The following is a 19,840-nucleotide window of genomic DNA, read 5'->3' as shown; positions in this document are numbered from 1 at the left end:
CGAGCAGGCTCGCTCCCACAGTGTGATGGGTGTTGTTGCAGATATCGCGGTTGGCGCAGATCAAGTGTGGGAGCGAGCCTGCTCGCGATAGCGGTGGGTCAGCTTGCACTGATGTTGGATATGCCGCCTTCGCGAGCAAGCCCGCTCCCACAGAGGGAGCGGGTGTCAGCGTGCTCCAAGGGGTAGTCTTTCAGACCGTGTCGCGCGCCACCTGGGGGCGTGTTTCGACGACCTTTCCGATTGACTGTTCAAACCGGTCCAGGACCATGTCGACTTCACCCTCGGTGATGGTCAGGGGCGGCAGGAATCTGAGGACCGCGCCGTGGCGTCCTCCGGTTTCCATCATCAAGCCATTGTCGAAGCACTTGAGCTTGATGGCGTGTGCCAGGGCGCCATCCGCCTGGCCGGCGCGTTGGGTGGTGGTCGGTTGGGTGATTTCCACGCCGATCATCAAGCCGCGACCGCGGATGTCGCCGATGAAGGGAAACCGCCGCGCGATCTCCTGGAGACCGTTCTCCAGCCGCTTGCCCATCCGGGCGGCATTCGCGACGAGGTTGTCTTTCCTGATCTGGCGCATGGTCGCAGCCCCGGCGACCATCGCCACCTGATTGCCACGAAACGTCCCTGCATGCATTCCCGGGCCCCAGGTGTCCAGGTGTTCGGCATAGACCACGACAGCCAGGGGATAGCCGCCACCGATGGCTTTTGACAGCACCAGGATGTCCGGCACGATACCCGCGTGCTCGATGGCAAAGGTGCTGCCGGTACGGCCCAGGCCGGTCTGGACTTCGTCGACGATCAACAGGATGTCCTGCTCCAGGGTGATTTCCCGCAGCGCCCGCAGCCAGTTGGCCGAGGCCGGGATACAGCCGCCTTCGCCTTGCACCACCTCGACGATCACCGCCGCCGGTTTGGCAACGCCTCCCTCAGGGTCCGACAGCACGGTGCGGATATAGTCGATGGACAACTGATCGGTGTGTGCGCCATCGGTACCGAAGGGGCAGCGGAATCGATAGGGGAACGGCAGGAAGTGCGTGCCCTGGGCGATAAGGCCGTCACCGGTTTTTGGCGACAGCTTGCCCATCGCCGACAGGGCCCCTGCGGTCATTCCGTGATACCCGCCGTGAAAAGCCATCAACGGCGAGCGCCGGGTGTAATGGCGTGCCAGCTTGATGGCGGCCTCGACCGCATCCGAGCCGCTGGGCCCGCAGAACAGGATCTTGCTGGTCTCGCACATGTTCGCCGGCAGCATCGAGAACAGCTCCTGCACGAACGCATGCTTGGCCGGTGTCGCCAGGTCGAGGGCCTGCTGCAGATGATCGCTGGCGAGAAACGCCATCACGGCGTCGCGGACTTCCGGCGGGTTGTGCCCCAAGGCCAGGGTTCCGGCGTTCGACAGGCAATCGAGAAATTCCTGGCCGCTGGCGTCCTTGATCCGCATCCCCTTGCCGCTGACAAATAGCCGCTGGAAAGTCTGCGCATAGGTTCGCGCATTCGACTCGATATTTTCGAGGTAACTGAGTGCTTCCATGTTCGATCATCCGTTGGCTATGGAAAGGGAGGGGCGCAGGACATCCGCAGGTTCTGCGCAAGACCCTGTGGGAGCGAGCCTGCTCGCGATAGCGGTAGGGCCGTCGCATCGAGGGTGCATGTACCGCCGCTATCGCGAGCAGGCTCGCTCCCACAGGGGGTGGTATTCGCAAGTCCGGGCCATTTCAGCAGGCCTCTGAATTTATCGCGAGCTTTCTGGCCGGCACCTGTCCCCGTTTCCCACGCCAGACACAAAACCGGCCCCAGGGTTAAATAACCGAATCAAATCTGCCGCGTCCCCGAACGGTTCGTTCACTTTTGCCAGGCCTCCAAAGAACCTATGCATGCCTTCAAGCCCCGGGAAAACCTACTGCTGGCGACTCTGTGTGCGGCGCTGCTGAGTGGCTGCGTATTGGGCCCGGATTATCGGGTGCCGGCCGTCCCGGTTGCGACCCAGTGGCAGGCCCCCTTGCCCCATGGTGCGTCCGTGGCCGCCTTGGCTGACTGGTGGCAGCAGTTCGACGACCCGGCATTGGCCGAGCTGCTGCGCCTGGCCGAAGCCGACAGCCCGTCGATGGATCAGGCATGGGCCAATATCGCGCTGGCACGGGCGACCGCAGACAGCGATGCGGCCGATGCCATGCCCAGGGTCGATGGCCGGTTATCCAAAGGTCGTGGCGGCCAACAGACGGGGACCCAGCGCCTGGGTGGTTCAGGTGCTTCCGCCGAGCTGGACGCGGCATGGGAGATCGACCTGTTCGGCAAGCTGCGGCGCAATAACGAAGCGGCCCGTTCGCGGGTCGAGGCGCGGGTGGACGACTGGCATGACGCTCGGGTCTCACTGGCGGCACAGGTGGGCGACTACTACGTGCAATACCGTGGCTGCCAGAAACTGGTGCTGGCCTACAGGGATCAGGCTCAGTCGCAACAGGACACGACGCGCATCACCCGTCAGTCGTTCAGTGCCGGCTTCACGTCGTCCGCCGACGCCGCCCTGGCCGATGCCAGTGCCGCCAGCAGCGCGGCAGCTTTGGTCCAGCAGCAAAGCGAATGCGAGGTGTTGCTCAAGAGCCTGGTGGCGCTGACCGGGGGCGATGAAGAGCGGCTGATCGGCGTGCTCGGCAAGACCCCGGCGCAACTGCCGGAGCCCGCCGGACTCAACGTGCTGCAGATTCCTGCCGACATGCTGCGCCAGCGCCCGGATGTAGCCTCCAGCGAACGAGAGCTGGCGGCGGCAAATGCCGAGATCGGCGTGGCCCAGGCCGACCGGCTGCCGAGCCTGAGCCTGTCCGGCACCTTTTCGGTCGGCAACACGGTGGGGCAGCACAACCGTTCCTGGTCGCTGGGCCCGGTGTTGTCGGTCCCACTGCTAGACGGTGGCAAACGTCGCGCGGCGGTGGACGGTGCCAGGGCTTCTTACGACGCGGCCCTCGCGGTTTATCGCCAGACGCTGCGCACCAGTGTCATGGAAGTCGAACAGGCGCTGGTACGCCTCGATGCGGCGCGGCGACGGGAGTCCGATGTCGAGCGTTCCACCGCCGGCTTTCGTGAGTCGTTCGAGGCCATCGACCGCAATTGGCAGGCTGGCAGCGTCAGTCTGCTCGACCGCGAAACCGCGCGCCGCCAGGCGCTGACCGCGGAAATCGAATTGATCACCTTGCAACAGGATCAGGTTCGCTACTGGATCGCCCTGTACAAAGCTCTGGGCGGCGGATGGCAAGCCAGTCAGCCCCTGGCTCGGCACCCGACATCGAATGGAGAAGGCGTGTGAGGCCGACGTTGCGAAAAATCCTGCTGACCATCGTCGTGCTCGCGGTCGTGGCGATCCTGCTGACGTTTCGCCGTGGCGCCGAGCCGGTCGCGGCCGCCCCCAGCATCAGCAGCCTGAGCGTGGAGGTGGTCCAGGTCCGCCCCCAGCTCTGGCCGCAACTGTTGTTCGCCAACGGTGCACTGGCACCCTGGCAGGAGGCCGTCATTAATGCCGAGACCAGTGGTCTGCGTATCGCCAGCCTCGATGCCGATGTAGGCAGCCGGGTAAAGAAGGGTCAATTGCTGGCGACGCTGGCCTCTGACACGGTGCTTGCCGAGGAAAGCAAGCAGAAGGCATTGGTCGCCCAGGCAGTGGCGAACCTGGAACAGGCCCGGTCCAATGACCGACGTGCCCGGGTCGTCGGCCAGGGCGGCGCCTTGTCGGAGCAGCAGCGCGAAGACTATCGCATCAAGGTAGCGTTGGCCGAGGCTGATCTGGCCGGAGCCCGGGCGGAATTGCAGAGCACCCGGATCAGGCTCCGGCAGACCCGCATCGTGGCAGTGGACGACGGCATCATCTCCGCGCGCACCGCGCTGCTCGGCAAAGTGTTGTCCGCCGGCGACGAGCTGTTTCGCCTGGTACGCGACGGTCGCATCGAATGGCAGGCCGAGCTGGACGCCCGCCAGTTGGCCCAGGTCCAGGCCGGTCAGGTTGCCCGACTGACGCTGCCTGGCGGGCAGAGCCTGGAAGGGCAGGTACGGTTGGTGTCGCCTACCTTGAGCACCAAGACCAGCCGCGCTCTGGTGTACATCTCCCTGCCCACCGGCAGCCCCGCCCAGGCCGGCATGTACGCCAGCGGTCAGATCGAACTGGCACCCCGCGAAGCCCTCACGGTGCCGGACACGGCGGTGATCCTGCGTGATGGCCGCTCTTATGTGTTCACCCTCAACGACGACATGCATGTGGTCCAGCGACCGGTGGTGGTGGGCAGGCGAATGCACGAGGCGGTGGAGATTCTCAGTGGCCTGGATGATCAGGCAGCCCGTATCGTGCGCGCCGGTGGCGCCTTCCTCAATGACGGCGCGAGTGTGACCCTCGTGCAATCCCAGGTCGCTCAGCCATGAATATCTCAGCCTTGTCGATCCGTTATCCGGTCCCGGCGGTGATGCTGTTCATTCTGCTTACGCTCTTCGGTCTGTTGGGCTTTGGCAAGCTAGCCATCCAGGACTTTCCGGACATGGACCTGCCGGTGGTGGTGATCAGCGCCTCGTTGGAGGGGGCGGCCCCCGAACAGCTGGAAACCGAGGTGGCGCGCAAGATCGAGGACAAGCTCACGTCCTTGCGCCTGCTCAAGCATGTGACGACCGTGATCACCGACGGGGCCGTCAGCATCAGCGTCAGTTTCGACATCGACAAGGACGGCAACGAGGCGCTCAACGAAGTGCGCAACGCGGTCGACAGCGCCATGCCGCAGTTGCCGGCCAGCCTGGATACGCCTTCGGTTTCGCGGCTGACCACCAGTGCGTCGCCGCTGCTGACCTATGTCATCGCCTCCGACGCCCTGGATGAGGAAGCGCTGTCGTGGTTTGTCGATAATGAGCTGAGCAAACAGCTGCTGTCGGTGCCGGGCGTGGCCTTGATTTCACGTATCGGCGGGGTTGATCGGGAGGTCCAGGTCAATCTCGATCCGGCCTTGATGGCCGGGTTGGGCATTCGTGTCGCGGACGTCGCTGCGCAGCTGAGGGCGATGCAAAAGGACAATTCCGGTGGCCAGGGTAATCTGGGCAGCGGCCAGCAGGCCGTGCGCACCCTGGGGGCCATCGATGATCCGGCTGTTCTCGGCACCATCGATATTCCCAGCGGCGATGGGCGTCTGCTGGCATTGAACCAACTGGCGGACATTCGCGACACCCACGCCGAGCGCAGCAGCCGGGCTTTTCGCGATGGCAAGCCGGTGATCGGTTTTCAGATCACCCGGTCACTGGGGTTCTCCGATATCGGTGTGGCCAACGACGTGCGCAAGCGCATGACCGAGTTTGTGCAGCAGCATCCCAATGTGCGCATCGACGAGGCCAGCGATACGGTCAAGGCCGTGCTCGCCAACTACCACGACTCGATGAACCTGTTGTACGAAGGCATGCTGTTGGCGGTGCTGGTGGTCTGGTGGTTCCTGCGGGACTGGCGCGCCACGCTGATCGTCGCCACCGCGTTGCCGTTGTCGATCATCCCCACCTTTGGCGTGATGTACTTGGCCGGGTTCACGCTCAATGCCGTCTCCCTGCTGGCCCTGGCGCTGGTCATCGGCGTGTTGGTGGACGATGCCATCGTCGAAATCGAGAACATTGCCCGGCACCTGCGCATGGGCAAGACGCCGCTTCAGGCGGCCACCGAAGCTGCGGACGAGATCGGCCTGGCGGTGCTCGCCACGACCGCCACCCTGGTCGCGGTGTTTCTGCCCACGGCCTTCATGGGCGGGGTGGCTGGCAAACTGTTTCGCCAGTTTGGTGTGACCGCCTCGGTGGCGCTGTTGTTTTCGCTGCTGGTGGCCCGGGTCCTGACCCCGATGATGGCGGCCTATTTCCTCAAGGCCAAGACCGATACCGAGCACGACGGCCCGTTGATGACCCGCTACCTGGGCTGGATCCATGCCAGTCTGTCCCGCCGCAAAACCACGATGGTCCTGGCCAGCCTGTTTTTTATCGGAGCCCTCGCACTGGTGCCGTTGTTGCCCACCAGTTTCCTGCCGGCCCAGGACGTCGGTCGCAGCCGGATAACCCTGGAATTGCCTCCCGGTACGACGCTGGAGCAAACCACCGGGATGGCGTTGCAGGCCAGCGAAAGGCTGAGCGAGATGCCCCAGGTCAAGCATGTGTTCATCTCGGTGGGGACGGCCAGCAATTCGGGGGCCGGGCCGGCCGATATAACCGGCGCCGGCGATGCCATCCTGACGGTGGATCTGGTGGACCGGAACCAGCGCGATCTCAAGCAGGTGCAAGTCGAAGCGCAGATGCGCGAGGTGCTGCGTACATTGCCCGGAGTACGGATCAATGTCGGGGGCGACGGGAGCGGCGAGAAACTCAATATCGTCCTGGCCAGCGACGACGGAGACCTGTTGGAGCGAACGGCAAGTGCGCTGGAACCGCAACTGCGCGAGCTGCACGGGATCGGCAACGTCACCTCCAGCAGCGCCCTGCAACGCCCGGAAATCCAGATGCGCCCGGACTTCGCCCGCGCGGCGGAGTTGGGGATCACCAGCCAGGAGATCGCCGATACCTTGCGCATGGCGACCTACGGCGAATATTCCTCGCAACTGGGGAAAATCAATTTGTCGCAGCGCCAGGTCGATGTGCGGGTACGGATGGATTCGCTGCTGCGCGACGATTTGCAGAGTATCAACCAGCTACGGGTGACCGGCCGTGACGGCCAAGTCGCCCTGTCCTCGCTGGGAGAGATCAGCATGGGCAGTGGACCGGCGCAGATCAGTCGGCTCGATCGCTTGCGCAATATCACCCTGTCCATCGAACTCAACGGGCGCAACCTGGGTGAAGTCATGGCCGAGGCCAGCCAACTACCGGCGATGCGCAATCTTCCACCCGAGGTAAAAAGGGTGGAGCAGGGCGAGTTGCAACTGATGACTGAGTTGTTCGGGAGCTTCAGCCTGGCCATGGCCATCGGTGTGTTCTGTATCTACTCGGTCCTGGTGTTGCTGTTCCACGATTTCCTGCAGCCGGCCACGATTCTATCGGCGCTGCCGCTCTCCTTGGGCGGCGCTCTGGTGGCGTTGTTGGTATGCAATTTCAGCTTTTCCCTGCCATCGGTCATCGGTTTGCTGATGCTGATGGGGATCGTGACCAAGAACTCCATTCTGTTGGTGGAGTACGCGATCATGGCTCGCCGCGATTATGGCCTGGGTCGATATGACGCGTTGGTGGATGCCTGCCACAAGCGTGCCCGCCCCATCCTGATGACCACCATCGCAATGGGCGCAGGCATGCTGCCCACCGCGCTGGGCATGGGTGAAGACCCCAGCTTCAGGCAGCCGATGGCTGTGGTGGTCATGGGCGGCTTGCTGACTTCGACGCTGTTGAGTCTGTTGGTGGTGCCGGTGATTTTCACTTATGTCGACGATGTGTTGGAGTGGTTGAAACACCGCACGCGCAGGTCAACGGGCAAGACAGTGGAAGGCGGGAATGCGAGGGTGTAAATCATCCCCCAACACCCGCTCGATTGCAGTGACCGAGCAAAGGTTGGGGGGACGTTTTATACAGCTTGGCGAATAGCGGGGGCACCATTCCACTCGATGCCCGATGGCGTGGCATCCATCGAGTGCATCCAGCGGATGAGCGAGCGGCGTCCACCAATGCCCATTTTTATGGCAGCACGTTTCAGATAACTTTCGACGGTGTTGACTTTCAGGTTGAGTTGTTCCGCCAGCTCCGGGGCAGTGCGACCGGCCAGTAAACCTACACACACTTCGGTTTCACGGGAGGACAAGCTCAATCCGGACAAAGCCAGTCGGTCGGCGAATCTCTGGCGTAGTGCTTCCATCCCGCCGTTTTCCGGACCTTCCAATGGGAGGCAAGCATCCTGTCGGTTGACCTCAGCTGGCACCAGGGCGGCAACATGCTCTTCGACCATGGGCAACAGAAGGGAGGAAAAATCTTTCAGCAGCGCATGTTCCTGTGCAGTAAAGCCGCTGGAGAAAGGTGAGCGGTAGACGGAAAGAACGTAGCGGATGCCGTTTTTTCGGGTGGTCAGGTGCAGTTGGGTGGTGGTGTTGTGACGGGGAAGGCTGTCCGATTGTTCACGATTGAGCAGACAGCGAGAAAAATTGGGGACTTTGTGAGGAGTCGAATCCTCGAAGAAAATATCATCGGCCAGGAAAAAAGGCTTTGCGGTATGAGCATCTATGACAGCGTCGATGCAGGCGCTGTCCATACCAACGCCGCCTATGCTGGAAGTGCTGGGTTCAGAAATATGGCTCGATCCTATCCTTTGCTCGGTAATATGCGTTGCATCGACAGGTATTTCGGTAAGTATCAGATCGTGCAACAAACGAGGAAAGTTGCGGCTTCCAGTACTGGCAATCACTTTGCCAACATGCGGGAATAGTCGTTGTAGGTTCATCCTTTCTCCAATTTCATGCCAGAGTCTTGGTGTTATAGATGCAGCTCAGTATGCATGTGTTTTTTTGCTGGAATGTTTCGGTCGGTGAATGTTTGGTCGATATCAAAGGGTTTATGGGAGGTGTCTGACGAACGGCTGGCCATAAGGAATTGTTCGTGGACGGTGATTGTCTGGATGGCATTCTTTCTGAGCACTTCTGTATAAGTGCCAGGCGTGCATGGCAGGGTGCCGTAGATGATGGTTTCTCCCTTTGAGCCCAACGCAGTGTTGTGCCTGGCAACGGTCCATCCGGAGCGTTTCAGGATTTTTTCCATCATGGTGTCAACGACAATTTCATAGGTGTCTATATTTTGCAGTTGTGCAAACTTTATCATTGACAGGAAAAGTGCCACCGTGCGAACGTCTATGTTGGCCTGGGTGACTTCTCCTGCTGAGGCTTTATCTGCCGAAAGTGCAAATCGGGTGGCTTCCCAACAGTGATTTGAGTGCGGCCTGATGTTGCCTTCGGGGAGAATGAAACTTAGAGCGCCACTCATGAGAGTCGGTTTGTTGGATGGGCGTAAACGTACACAGCCGGTGACACGTTCATGGGTGTGAGTATAAATATAGAATGCGTCAGGATCGTCATATTCATCCCATTCGTAATCGGTGCCCTGATAACTTTCAATGTCCCACTTCTTTCTGTCGATGAAGGCGGTTTTACGAATGGCAAGTATCTGCTGTAGCGTCTGGGGTGGGATTTTTGAGTAGGAAGCGATGCGGGTAGATACGCCGGAAAGATGATGAATACAGGAGGAGTAGTTCATGGATGACGTTTCTTGGTTGTGGGTGAAGCTACTGTTAACTTTGCACTAAATCATTTCAACTGTCCTAAAGTACAGTGTGTGATTTTGTAGAGTGTATAGTCTAATTAGTTGCTGGATAAATGCGATGAATAGTGTTCGGAAAGAGGATGGGAGAGGGTGGTTTAGTATCGTCTAGAGTCCAAAAAAGTACCGGATTGAAATAAGCGCTAGATGTCGTTGAGAGGCAGCAAGGCGGCGGATCCAGGCAGGGAGTGAGTGTCTGTTTTTTTGACGGTAGCCTAAAAGGTCGATAACACACTGATAGCTCTTGGGTCGAAAAATTGACGCCAGGATCAAGGTAAGTAACCAGCTTGTAATAGAGGTGTGGGAGCGTTCTTAAATAGCAGGTCGCAGCCCCTGCTGGATGTTTAAACGACTGTATGAGTAGTAGGTGGAAAGTACAATCGAGTGCTGGCGTGACTTTAGTGTAACTGCTCTAAGTACGGGGAAATTGGTCTGATGTCATACAACTAAAAAGTTGATGTTGTGTGTAGAAGACCTTTCCAAACCTGAAAAAGACGAGCCATCGCGGCTCCTGGCATGGATGACCTTATGTCTTATATCGCGTTTTCACTGATGACTGTCTTGCTGGTTCCAGGACCGACAAATTCATTGCTGCTGCAAACCGGGATAAAGAGAGGGTTGAACGCCCGCTCCATGAGGTTTGTCGTGGCCGAATGGCTGGCTTATGTCATTCAGATGACGATATGGGGGGTGTCCATCGATCTTTTGATGACTGATCATTCCTGGGTGGTCATTGCGACCAAATGCTTTGCAGTGTGCTTTTTGTTTTATATTTCCCTGAAACTGTGGTTTTCGGTAAAGGATCATCTTCCTGGCAACTCGGTGGGTATCAATGTGCCTGACCTGTTTGTGGCGACGTTGACCAATCCGAAAGGGCTGTTCTTCGTTTCCTTTGTTGCACCGACTGGAACGTTTCTGTCGCTGAACAACTACCTGCCATTCATGATGCTGTTCACGGCTATTATCTTTCCGGTCGGACTGGTCTGGATCGCGATCGGCGCCTTTTGTGGACGTAAGCTCCACACCATTGTTTCCGGCCGGCTTTTGAGTCGGGCTATTTCGTTGGTGATTGGTTTGTTCGCATGCGGGATGCTTTTCAACATCGCATCACAGGTTTTGTTCGCCTGAGTGTGTGTTCGGTAATGTCGGGCATGGCGTCGGGTCTCGACAAGACCGTCGCCGGCATCGTAGGGGCTATGAGGAAGGGGAGTTAAACGAAGTTAAGCTGCACCGCTTTGATCATTGCTTGTTTGACATTGGTGCAATCCATTTTCTCGGTCATCTGTTTTGCATGAAACTTCACCGTTCGCTCGGTGATGTTCATGATCAAGCCTATCTCCTTGTAGTTTTTCCCCAGTGCGAGCCAGCGCAGGAATTCAATTTCCCTGGGGGATAGTTTCAAGTTGCTTTCACTGGCGATTTCCATGGGCCGATATTGATTGGCGATGACGCTGAGAGTTTTGATGATGAACAGGTTCGAGCGGACGATGGTGGGGAAGTCGGGATCATTCTCTTCTGAAGACAGATGAAGGGAGCCGAATGCTCGACCGGGTTCATGGATGGGAACGGTGTAACCCTGTTTGATGCCGTAGGAGGCTGACTGGTCGAATATCTCGGGGTTGTTGTCTATTTCCGCCGGTATTTCATTCCAGAAAAAAGGTATAGCGGTGATGGCCGTATTAGCCATGACCGGATCTGATTTGTAGAGTGAGTTCTTGCGGTAGGTGTCCACCCATTCGGATGGGTAGTTGCTATAGATGGAAACCTTGGAGTTGTTGGACGGTGTGGGCTCCAGATGGACGTAGGCGAACTTATCGATCCCCAGCTTGGAAAATATCCATCCCAGTATCTCGGTGTACTCCTCTTCGCTCACGCCCGAGATGTTGTTCTCCACCTCTTGGATTAAATTGAATAGATGACTTGAAATGGGCTTGAGCATGATGAGCGAGCTCGAAAGTTTGAATGTAGGACTTTGACGTAGCCAGGCTCTATACCTTTAGAGTCGCCAAATGGGAGTGAAAGTTTTCAGAGCCGGCTCAACAACGACACGAACAGGTCGGGGCTTTGCTCAGTGCTACGAAGGCGCTCGGGGCGAGAGGCATCTCCCTGTTCATCAGGGGGATTATCAAGGGGTGGTCATGCTGTTCCAGCACCCCATGATGTTGCTGCTTTGATCGATGAATCGATGTCATTGTGCCTCCTGGCAAGTACGGCCTCACACCATGGGCAGCGAGACCGCTAGTTAAACTATATGTACTGAAACGATTAACTGGGAGGTAGTATAGACAGCTTTTCCGATACAGCCAGTGACATTGAAAAAGCTTTAATTTTCAGGCTGCAATGCCCTTTTCAGGAACCCTGCCGTTCGACTCTGGGCACAGTCGACCACCTGGCCTGGCGTTCCGCAAACCACCATTTTCCCACCCTGGGAACCCGCTCCCGGGCCAATATCGATGACCCAGTCGCTTTGCGCCACCACCCGCATGTCATGCTCCACCACGACCACCGTATGACCGTCATCCACCAGGCGATTCAACTGCACGAGCAGGCGATCCACATCCTGGGGGTGCAGTCCGTTGGTCGGTTCATCCAGTACGTACAACGTAGCCCCTCGGGCTTTGCGCTGCAGTTCCGTTGCCAACTTGATGCGTTGCGCCTCGCCGCCGGACAGTTCCGTGGCCGGTTGGCCCAGGCGCAGGTAGCCTAATCCGATATCCTGCAGGATCTGCAACGCGCGTTTTGGCGCCGCTTGCCCGGCAAATACCTCGAGCGCCTGGTTGACGGTCAATTGCAATACCTGTGCGATGTTCAATCCCTGCCAGTTCACGGTCAGCGTCTGCGGGTTGTAGCGCGCACCTTGGCAGGTCGGGCAGGGTGCATACACGCTGGGCATGAACAGCAACTCGACACTGACAAAGCCTTCACCTTCGCAGGTTTCGCAACGGCCCTTGGCGACGTTGAAAGAAAACCTTCCGGCATCGAATCCCAGTTCACGGGCCTGCTCCGTCGCGGCAAACAACTTGCGCACGTGGTCGAACAAGCCGGTGTAGGTGGCGAGGTTGGAGCGCGGCGTGCGGCCAATGGGTTTCTGGTCCACCCGGACCAGACGCTTGATGGCGTCGAGTCCGGCGGTGACACGTCCGCCGCTGGCTTGTTCGGGTTCGTCTTCCAGGCTTGCCTCATCCGGTTCGGCGTCGTGGCTGGCCAGGCCCAGGTGGGTACCTACCAGGTCCAGCAGGGCTTGGCTGACCAGACTGGATTTACCAGAGCCGGAAATGCCGGTCACGGCGGTGAAGCAACCGAGGGGAAACGCTGCGCTCAGGTTATCGAGATTGTTGCGGGTGATGCCCTCCAGGCGCAACCAGTCGTCCGGCGCTCGAGGACTGCGCGAGACATGAGTCTTTTCGGCAAAGAGATAAGCGCGGGTTCGCGACTCGGGTACTTGGGCAAGCCCACCAGGCGGGCCGCTGTAGAGAATCTTGCCACCCTGTTCACCCGCATCCGGGCCCACGTCGACCAGCCAGTCGGCGCGGCGCATGGTGTCCAGGTCGTGTTCGACCACGAACACGGAATTGCCAGCGGCCTTGAGACGTTGCAGGGCGTCGAACAGCGCCTCGCTGTCGGCAGGGTGCAGGCCGGCGGAAGGCTCGTCCAGCACATAGATTACCCCGAACAGCTGGGAGTTGAGCTGGGTTGCCAGGCGCAGGCGTTGCAGCTCGCCGGAAGACAGCGTCGGGGTGCTGCGCTCCAGGGCCAGGTAGCCCAGGCCGAGGTCGATCAGGGTGACGATCCGCTCCAGCAATTCGGCGGCAATGCGTTGCGCGGCCAAGCGTTTTTCCAGGGACAGATTGGGCGTATGGCGCGCGTCCGGCCCGCCTGCGTGGGGGCTTTCGCCCCTGGCAGCCCGTTGCTCGCGAGCCTCTCGGGTTTGCCGGTGCGTGAGGACGTCGGTCGATTCTTCGGGTTGCTCCAGATAATCCGCAGCCGTTACACCCTTGAGCACATCGGCCAGTTCCAACAGGGAGAGGTGCGACAGCTCGGCAATGTCCAGGCCGGCGAACGTGACGGTCAGTGCCTGGCGCTTGAGGCGTTTGCCGGCGCATTCGGGGCAGGCACTGGCGCGCATGTATTGCGCCACGCGTTTGCGCATCTGGGCACTTTGCGAGTGCATGAAGGTATGCAGCAGGTAGCGCCGGGCGCCACTGAAAGTGCCCTGGTAACTGGGTTCGAGTTTGCGTTTGAGGGCGGCGCGGGTCTGGGCCGGCGTAAGCCCGGCGTATACCGGGACAGTGGGAGTCTCTTCGGTGAAGAGGATCCAGTCGCGCTGCTTTTTCGGCAGGTCGCGCCATGGGATATCGACGTCGTAGCCCAGGGTCACCAGGATATCCCGCAGGTTCTGCCCCTGCCAGGCCATCGGCCAGGCTGCGACTGCGCGCTCGCGGATGGTCAACGAAGGGTCCGGTACCATGGACTCCTCGGTCACTTCGTAGACTCGCCCCAGGCCATGGCATTGCGGGCATGCGCCCTGTGGCGTATTGGGCGAGAAGTCCTCGGCATAGAGCATCGGCTGGTCGGCCGGATAGCTGCCCGCCCGGGAGTACAGCATGCGAATCAGGCTCGACAAGGTGGTGACGCTGCCCACCGAGGATCGCGCACTGGGCGTACCGCGTTGCTGCTGCAAAGCCACCGCCGGCGGCAGCCCCTCGATGCTGCCCACGTCCGGCACGCCCACCTGGTCGATCAGACGCCGCGCATACGGCGCGACGGATTCGAAGTAGCGACGCTGGGCCTCCGCGTAGAGCGTCGAGAAGGCTAGCGACGACTTGCCCGAGCCCGACACGCCGGTAAACACCACCAGGGCATCGCGCGGGATATCGACATCAATGTTCTTGAGGTTGTGTTCGCGCGCGCCACGCACCCGGACGAAACCGCTGTACTCGAGTGGTGGGGCAGAGCTATCCAGGCTGGCGCGTGGGGGCATCGGGTGTTCCTTGTGGTTCAGTGCGACCTTAACCCGTCAAGGTGGCGCGGCGAAACTGCATCGCTCGACGAGTGCAAAATGCAATCTGAGTCACAGCGATGAAAATCATGCGACAGGCTTCAGCGGTTTTCGTGCGATAAAAATTTACTAGCGCTGAGAGAAATGCGAAAAGCTTCTCAGTTTTCCCATGGATATGGACTTCTCATGCCTCGATCGAAACGCCTCATTACGCTGTTTGTCGCGCTGCTGGGCGTTGCCGGGCTGTGGTACATGTGGATACTCGCCAGCGCCAAGCTGGAATGGGGTGGTGCCAGCCCGGACCGGCAACAGCTCGGCGCGGTGAAGGATACCCGACTGCGGGCGATGACCCAGTACTGCACGGGCGTCGCCGTGACCGGGCAAAGCACCTGGCTGGTCGGGCGCCTGGACGGTGACGCCAACCAGTTGAAACCCGGCGCCGAGGTGGTGAACCTGGACGCTGTGGTCTATGGCAGACCTAAAGCGCCAGAGCCGGGAGGGTATTACGCCAATCTAATCGTCCGTGAAGAAGAAACCTCCTTCATTTCACGCCTGGATGCCCAGGGGCAGTTCCAACTGGTGGCTCACGTCAGCGGCGCGGCTTGCCTGGTCGCCAGTCCGGACGGCGCCAGTGTATTCCTGCTGACCGGCCTGGACCGGCCTGAAGGTGCCAACGCCGACGACGTCAGCCAGACCGTGGTCTTGCGCAGCGACGATCAGGGCAAGCACTGGACCTGGTTGAGCAAAGGCTGGTTTGCCGGCGCCGACTCGTTGGCCTGGAATCTGAAGCCGTATTTTCACGGCGCGGATGAAGTCTGGGCCTGGGGCCAGCCGGCCACTGCCGATGACTTCGGCGGCGAGACGACCCCGGGTGTCGTTCCCACCGGGGTCTTCTATTCTGCCGATCGTGGCATGAGCAGCACACCGATCGTGGCGTCCGAGTCGTTGCTGGTGTCCGCTGAGTCAGTGCACGAAAAACACCCCGGCATCACTGAATGGCGCACTGACCTGGGCGAGCAAGGGGAGGTGCGAACCAACGTCCTGCAGTTGGATGACCGGCATGCGTTCATCTGGGTGTCCCAGCGCTTCTGGGCCAGCAACCCCGACGGCGTCAGCAACAACCTTGCGTTCAACCTGACTACCCGTGCCCGTTTGCAGCGTGAGGCGGGGGAGTGGCGGGTAGTGGAGGTACAGCGTGAGGACAATCTGTTTGTCAGCATGCTGATCCAGAACGACAGCGGACGGGTCATCGGACTGATCGACCAAGGCAACGGTGGCCGCGACGTTATCGCCGAACTGGACACCGGCGCGCTGACTTGGCGCACCTTGAGCGAGTTGCCTAGCCCGTTTGCACCCCTGGCCTCGGAGAGCCGGGTGCGCGAGGAGCATTTCTGGGTTGGGCAAAACAGCCTGCTGATCAACACCACCAGCGCATACCACCCGCCGCGCTGGCTCTACTGGTGGTCGGACGCGACCATTTCGGCCGACGGGGTGTTCTACTCCAACGACTGGGGCCAGTCCTGGAAACGCCTGGCCATTGATGGCTACCTGGGCATCGTCGGGTTTCAGCCGGCACAGGACCGGGTGATCTGGGGCAACGGCAATTGGTTCGACAATCATGATGGCGGGCTTTATTCCTATGGCTTGCACTGAATGATTGTCTGATTTGCGTTGTCTGGCCTGGCGCTTCGCGAGCAGGCTCGCTCCCACAGTGGATTTTCGGTGGTGCGGTATTGATGCCGGACGCCGGACCTGTGGGAGCGAGCCTGCTCGCGATGGCGGTGGCACATTCACCAGGGATGCAGACTGGATCGACGCCTTCGCGGGCAAGCCCGCTCCCACAGTGGATTTGCGGTGAATGCAGCATTGACGCCGGGCGCTGGACTTGTGGGAGCCGGGCTTGCCCGCGATAGCGGTGGCAGGGTCAATATGGGGTCAGGCTGAGGTCGGGGGCCATCCTTAACGAATGACCGCTGTTCAGTGGGATGTACCCTCGACAAACTCGATCTTGTTGCCGACGTTGTACTTACCCGAAGGCTTGTTCATGGGCAGGCGCTTGATTTCCTCGAGTGTATTGCTGTCATACACGATCAGCGCACCGTCGGTGTCCCAGATGCTCAGCAGCAGATAACGGCCGTCACGGGTGAACTCGACGTGGGCGGCGGTCTTGCCGGGCATGGGACGCAGGGTGTGGGCGATTTCCAGGGTCTGTTTGTCGATCAGGTGGATGGCATCGTTGCCCTGGGCGAAGAACACGTCGGTCCAGGCGTAGCGGGAATTGGCATGGCTGCGCAGGAAGAAGCCCGGCCCCAGGGTCGGTATCTGCTTGATGACTTTCCAGGTATCGAGGTCGATCACCGACACCAGTCCCTTGCTGATGTTGGGCGTCGCGAACAGCCAGCGCCCGTCGCGTTTCCAATAGGTGCCCGAGCCCAGATGAGGCATCCCCGGCAAGGCGATGTCGGTCACCACGCGGCCGCTGTCCAGGTCGATCACCTGTCCGCCCTGGGCCTGGCGGGAGGTGGCGAGTAACTGGCGATAGTCGGGCGAGAAGGAGAAATCATCCAGTTGGTCCTGTACCTCGATACGCCTCGGCACGAAGTCCGGCTTCGGACCGGTGGACAGCTCCCAGACCTCCTTCACATCCTTCAAGGCGACAATGAAACTGTTGCGCGGCGGAGCGGTGTAGACCGCGCTGACCCGCGAGGCCTTGCCATCGCGGCCCACCGTCTCGATCATCTTCACCAACGACAGGTCCCGGGCATCCAGCACCGCGAGATTACCGGGCAGGTAATTGCCCACCAGCACCCAGCGCCCGTCCTTGCTCACCGCCAGGTTGCGGGTATTGAGCCCGGCGCGCACCTCGGCGATCAACTTTAGGTTGTGCAGGTCATACAGGCTGATCCAGCCGTCCCGGGAGGCTAGATAGACGAAGCGCCCGTCAGGGGAGAACTTCGGTCCGCCGTGCACGGCAAAGTGCGAGGCGAAGCGGGCCAGCACCTCGAAGCGATCGCCATCGACGATGTCGACATGATGGTCACCGGCTTCCACCACCACGAACAGGTTCAACGGGTCGGCGTTGTGCTGGGGTTTATCGGGCAGGCTGGCGACATCCGCCAGCACTCGGTGGCTTTGGCGGATGTCGTCTTCGCTCCAGCTCGGCTCGACGGCGAGCGAGCGCTGGAGATATAGCGTCAGGCCGTCGATCCGCGCAGGCTCGAGCACCGCGCCGAACGCTGCCATCTGGCTGGCCGGGCGACCCTTTTCGATTACCTGGCGGATTTCGTCGGGTTTGATCCGGCTCAGGCTCTGGGGCAACAGCGCGGGCCCGGCGCCGCCGATGCGATTGGCGCCATGGCACTATTGGCAGTGCTGCTGGTAATCGCGCTCGGCCTGTTCCAGGTCCGGCCCGCCGGTCACGTTGGCATGGGCTGCGCCGACCCACATCAACGGCATCACCCACCAGCGCCTCATGGCGCTACCTTCGACAGTTGAGGCCGGGTGGGTAGGGGCAGCAGGCGTGCCGGATGATGCAGCGGTTGGTGGGCGAACAGCCCGACCACCTGGCCGATCACCGTCAGGGTCGGCAGGCCTTCGGCGCAACTTCTTGCCAACTCCGGCAGTTGCGCGAGGGTGCCGCGCAGCACTTGCTGGTCGGGGCGGGTGCCGTTGCTGACCAGTGCCGCCGGGGTGTCAGCTGCCAGGCCGGCCTCCATCAACCGCGCGGCAATGGTGCCCAGGTTCGACAGCCCCATGTAGAACACCAGGGTCTGGCTGGCCTCCGCCAGGCTTTGCCACGGCAGGCCCAGGTCGCCTTCGCGTTGCAGGTGGCCGGTGATGAAGCGACAGGAGTTGACCAGGTCGCGATGGGTCAACGGGATGCCGGCGTAGGCACTGCAACCGGACGCGGCGGTGATGCCAGGTACCACTTGGCAATCGATGCCACGGGCCAGCAGGTACTCCAGCTCCTCGGCGCCACGGCCGAAAATGAACGGATCGCCACCCTTGAGCCGGACCACCCGTTGACCCTGGTCGGCGAGATCGGCGAGCAGTTCGTTGATTTGCGGTTGGGGCAGGCTGTGGCAGCCAGCCGCCTTGCCGACATAATGCCGGGCGCACGGCAGGGGGATCAGGCCGAGCAATTGCGGGCTGATCAGGCGGTCATAGACCACCGCATCGGCCTGCATCAACAGGCTCCAGGCACGCAGCGTCAACAGGCCAGGGTCACCGGGGCCGGCGCCAACCAGAGCGACTTCGCCCGGTCTGAAAGGGGATTGTAGCGCCGCGGGTAGAACGAGGGGGACGGGCATGAGGTTTCCTTGGTTCGGACTCAAATTATCGGGTGCAAGGCATCGCCACGCTGGGAATCGCATCCAGGCCAATTTCCTTGTCGCTGAGATGGCAACCGGGATCCTGACCCCACAGGTCGCCATCGGCCCAGGCCCGGGTACGGGTGTTGCCGTTGCAGATGGCCAGCCAGCGGCATTGTCCGCAGCGACCGCCGACAGCTCGCGGATGCTCGCGCAGTTTCAGCAGCAGCGCGTCGGGGCGGTCCAGCCAGAGGGCCTTGAACGGCGTCTGGCGGATATTGCCCACCGAGTGCTGCCACCAGTAGGTGTCGGGGTGGACCTCGCCGGTGTTGTCGATATTGGCGATACCGCTGCCCGAAGCGTTACCGCCCCAGGCCCGCAGCATCCGCTCCAGTTCGCCATAACGATGGGGCTGACGGCGGGCGACCCATTGCAGCAGCAGGATTGCATCGGCGTCGTTGTTGCCGCTGACGAAATCACTTTCGCGGCCCTGTTCGATGTCGCGCCAGGCCCGCTCGAAGATCATCGTCATGGCCTCGCGACTCATCTGCTGATGGGCATCGAGCTTGCGGCTGCGCTTGCCCCGGCCGCTGTAGTTGAGGTGCGACAGGTAGAACTTCTGCACGTCGTACTCATTCATCAGGTCCAGGAGCCGGGGCAGTTGGGCATGGTTCTGCTGGGTCAGGGTAGTGCGCAGTCCGACCCGGATTCCCTGCTCACGGCAGAGCCGGATGGCGGCCATGGAGCGGGCGAAACTGCCCTTGAGCTGGCGGAAGGCATCGTGGGTCGCTTCCAGGCCATCGATGCTGATGCCGACGTAGTCGAAGTTCGCGGCGCGGATCTGCTCGATGTTGCTCGGGTCGATCAGCGTGCCGTTGGTGGACAGGGCGAGGAAGAAGCCTTTGTCGCGGGCATGGGCGCTGAGCTGGAGCAGGTCTTCGCGCAACAGCGGTTCGCCGCCGGAGAGGATCAGTACGCGCACACCGGCGTCATGCAGGTCGTCGATGACCTTGAGCGCGGCAGCAGTGTCCAGCTCGTCACGAAACACGCTGTCGGCCGAGGTGGCGTAGCAGTGCTTGCAGGTCAGGTTGCAGCGCCTGAGCAGGTTCCAGATCACTACCGGCGCCCGGCTGCTGCCCGCGGGGGCGGTGCGTGGAGCGGGGCACTGGCCGGCCAGGGCGCGCAGATAATGGCTGATCCTCAACATGGTCGCTCCTTCCGATACACGATTCTCGATCTATGTGCTCAGTGCACA

The 19,840-nt window shown here is 60.8% G+C and carries 12 protein-coding genes and 1 pseudogene; 5 read left to right on the top strand and 8 right to left on the bottom strand.

The features are described from left to right. Positions 1–190 precede the first annotated feature (190 nt). Positions 191–1,531, bottom strand: a complete 1,341-nt coding sequence (locus ACODTO_RS24810; RefSeq protein ID WP_489107207.1) for a diaminobutyrate--2-oxoglutarate transaminase family protein — start codon at positions 1,529–1,531, stop codon at positions 191–193. 339 nt (positions 1,532–1,870) lie between these two features. Here ACODTO_RS24810 and ACODTO_RS24805 point away from each other — a divergent pair, with 339 nt between their 5' ends. From ACODTO_RS24805 to ACODTO_RS24795, 3 genes are read left to right on the top strand one after another with little or no spacing between them, the layout of a single operon-like run. Continuing rightward, complete coding sequence (locus ACODTO_RS24805) at positions 1,871–3,301, top strand: efflux transporter outer membrane subunit (protein WP_489107206.1); 1,431 nt, start codon at positions 1,871–1,873, stop codon at positions 3,299–3,301. A gap of 8 nt (positions 3,302–3,309) precedes the next feature. Next, entirely contained in the window at positions 3,310–4,404 is a 1,095-nt protein-coding gene (locus ACODTO_RS24800; RefSeq protein WP_434007080.1) for an efflux RND transporter periplasmic adaptor subunit, read from the top strand. After that, positions 4,401–7,484 carry an efflux RND transporter permease subunit gene (locus tag ACODTO_RS24795; RefSeq protein WP_175363866.1) on the top strand — a complete coding sequence of 1,028 codons (3,084 nt, stop codon included), beginning with the start codon at positions 4,401–4,403 and terminating at the stop codon, positions 7,482–7,484. The genes ACODTO_RS24800 and ACODTO_RS24795 overlap by 4 nt, the downstream gene beginning before the upstream one ends. A 56-nt stretch (positions 7,485–7,540) precedes the next feature. Here ACODTO_RS24795 and ACODTO_RS24790 read toward each other — a convergent pair whose 3' ends face one another. Both ACODTO_RS24790 and ACODTO_RS24785 read right to left on the bottom strand, forming a co-directional pair. Continuing rightward, a complete protein-coding gene (locus ACODTO_RS24790) occupies positions 7,541–8,407 on the bottom strand; it encodes a helix-turn-helix domain-containing protein (RefSeq protein WP_139643615.1) in 867 nt (288 codons plus the stop codon). A gap of 32 nt (positions 8,408–8,439) precedes the next feature. Continuing rightward, positions 8,440–9,213: an acyl-homoserine-lactone synthase gene (locus ACODTO_RS24785; protein WP_139643611.1), complete on the bottom strand. Its 774-nt coding sequence runs from the start codon at positions 9,211–9,213 to the stop codon at positions 8,440–8,442. Between the two features lie 591 nt (positions 9,214–9,804). Between ACODTO_RS24785 and ACODTO_RS24780 the strand changes: the two genes are divergently transcribed. Next, on the top strand, positions 9,805–10,404 hold the full coding sequence (locus tag ACODTO_RS24780) for a LysE family translocator (protein ID WP_139643608.1): 600 nt from the start codon (positions 9,805–9,807) through the stop codon (positions 10,402–10,404). A gap of 82 nt (positions 10,405–10,486) precedes the next feature. Here the strand turns inward: ACODTO_RS24780 and ACODTO_RS24775 are convergent, their stop codons facing one another. Together ACODTO_RS24775 and ACODTO_RS24770 are read right to left on the bottom strand one after the other, a co-directional pair. Then, the gene (locus ACODTO_RS24775; RefSeq protein WP_139643606.1) at positions 10,487–11,215 is read right to left on the bottom strand and encodes a LuxR family transcriptional regulator; all 729 of its coding nucleotides are present in this window, start codon (positions 11,213–11,215) and stop codon (positions 10,487–10,489) included. 384 nt (positions 11,216–11,599) lie between these two features. Continuing rightward, on the bottom strand, positions 11,600–14,257 hold the full coding sequence (locus tag ACODTO_RS24770; RefSeq protein ID WP_489107205.1) for an excinuclease ABC subunit UvrA: 2,658 nt from the start codon (positions 14,255–14,257) through the stop codon (positions 11,600–11,602). Positions 14,258–14,461: 204 nt separating this feature from the next. On the opposite strand from ACODTO_RS24770, the gene ACODTO_RS24765 reads away from it, so the two are divergent. Further along, complete coding sequence (locus ACODTO_RS24765; protein WP_489107204.1) at positions 14,462–15,928, top strand: hypothetical protein; 1,467 nt, start codon at positions 14,462–14,464, stop codon at positions 15,926–15,928. A 324-nt stretch (positions 15,929–16,252) separates the two neighbouring features. Here ACODTO_RS24765 and ACODTO_RS24760 read toward each other — a convergent pair. The 3 genes and pseudogenes from ACODTO_RS24760 to nirJ all read right to left on the bottom strand — a co-directional run bounded on the left by ACODTO_RS24760 (position 16,253) and on the right by nirJ (position 19,792). Continuing rightward, positions 16,253–17,749: pseudogene (locus tag ACODTO_RS24760) on the bottom strand (cytochrome D1 domain-containing protein). Further along, positions 17,746–18,585 (bottom strand): uroporphyrinogen-III C-methyltransferase, encoded by an 840-nt coding sequence (cobA, locus tag ACODTO_RS24755; RefSeq protein WP_175363863.1) that lies wholly within the window; start codon positions 18,583–18,585, stop codon positions 17,746–17,748. The pseudogene ACODTO_RS24760 and the gene cobA overlap by 4 nt, the downstream one beginning before the upstream one ends. Positions 18,586–18,610: 25 nt before the next feature. Then, positions 18,611–19,792, bottom strand: coding sequence for a heme d1 biosynthesis radical SAM protein NirJ (gene nirJ, locus ACODTO_RS24750; RefSeq protein ID WP_489107203.1), 1,182 nt, complete (start codon positions 19,790–19,792; stop codon positions 18,611–18,613). Positions 19,793–19,840 lie beyond the last annotated feature (48 nt).

This window comes from Pseudomonas sp. FG13 (genome assembly GCF_057809755.1).
The sequence above is the reverse complement of the archived record's forward strand: the minus strand, read 5'-3'. Positions and strand labels throughout refer to the sequence as shown.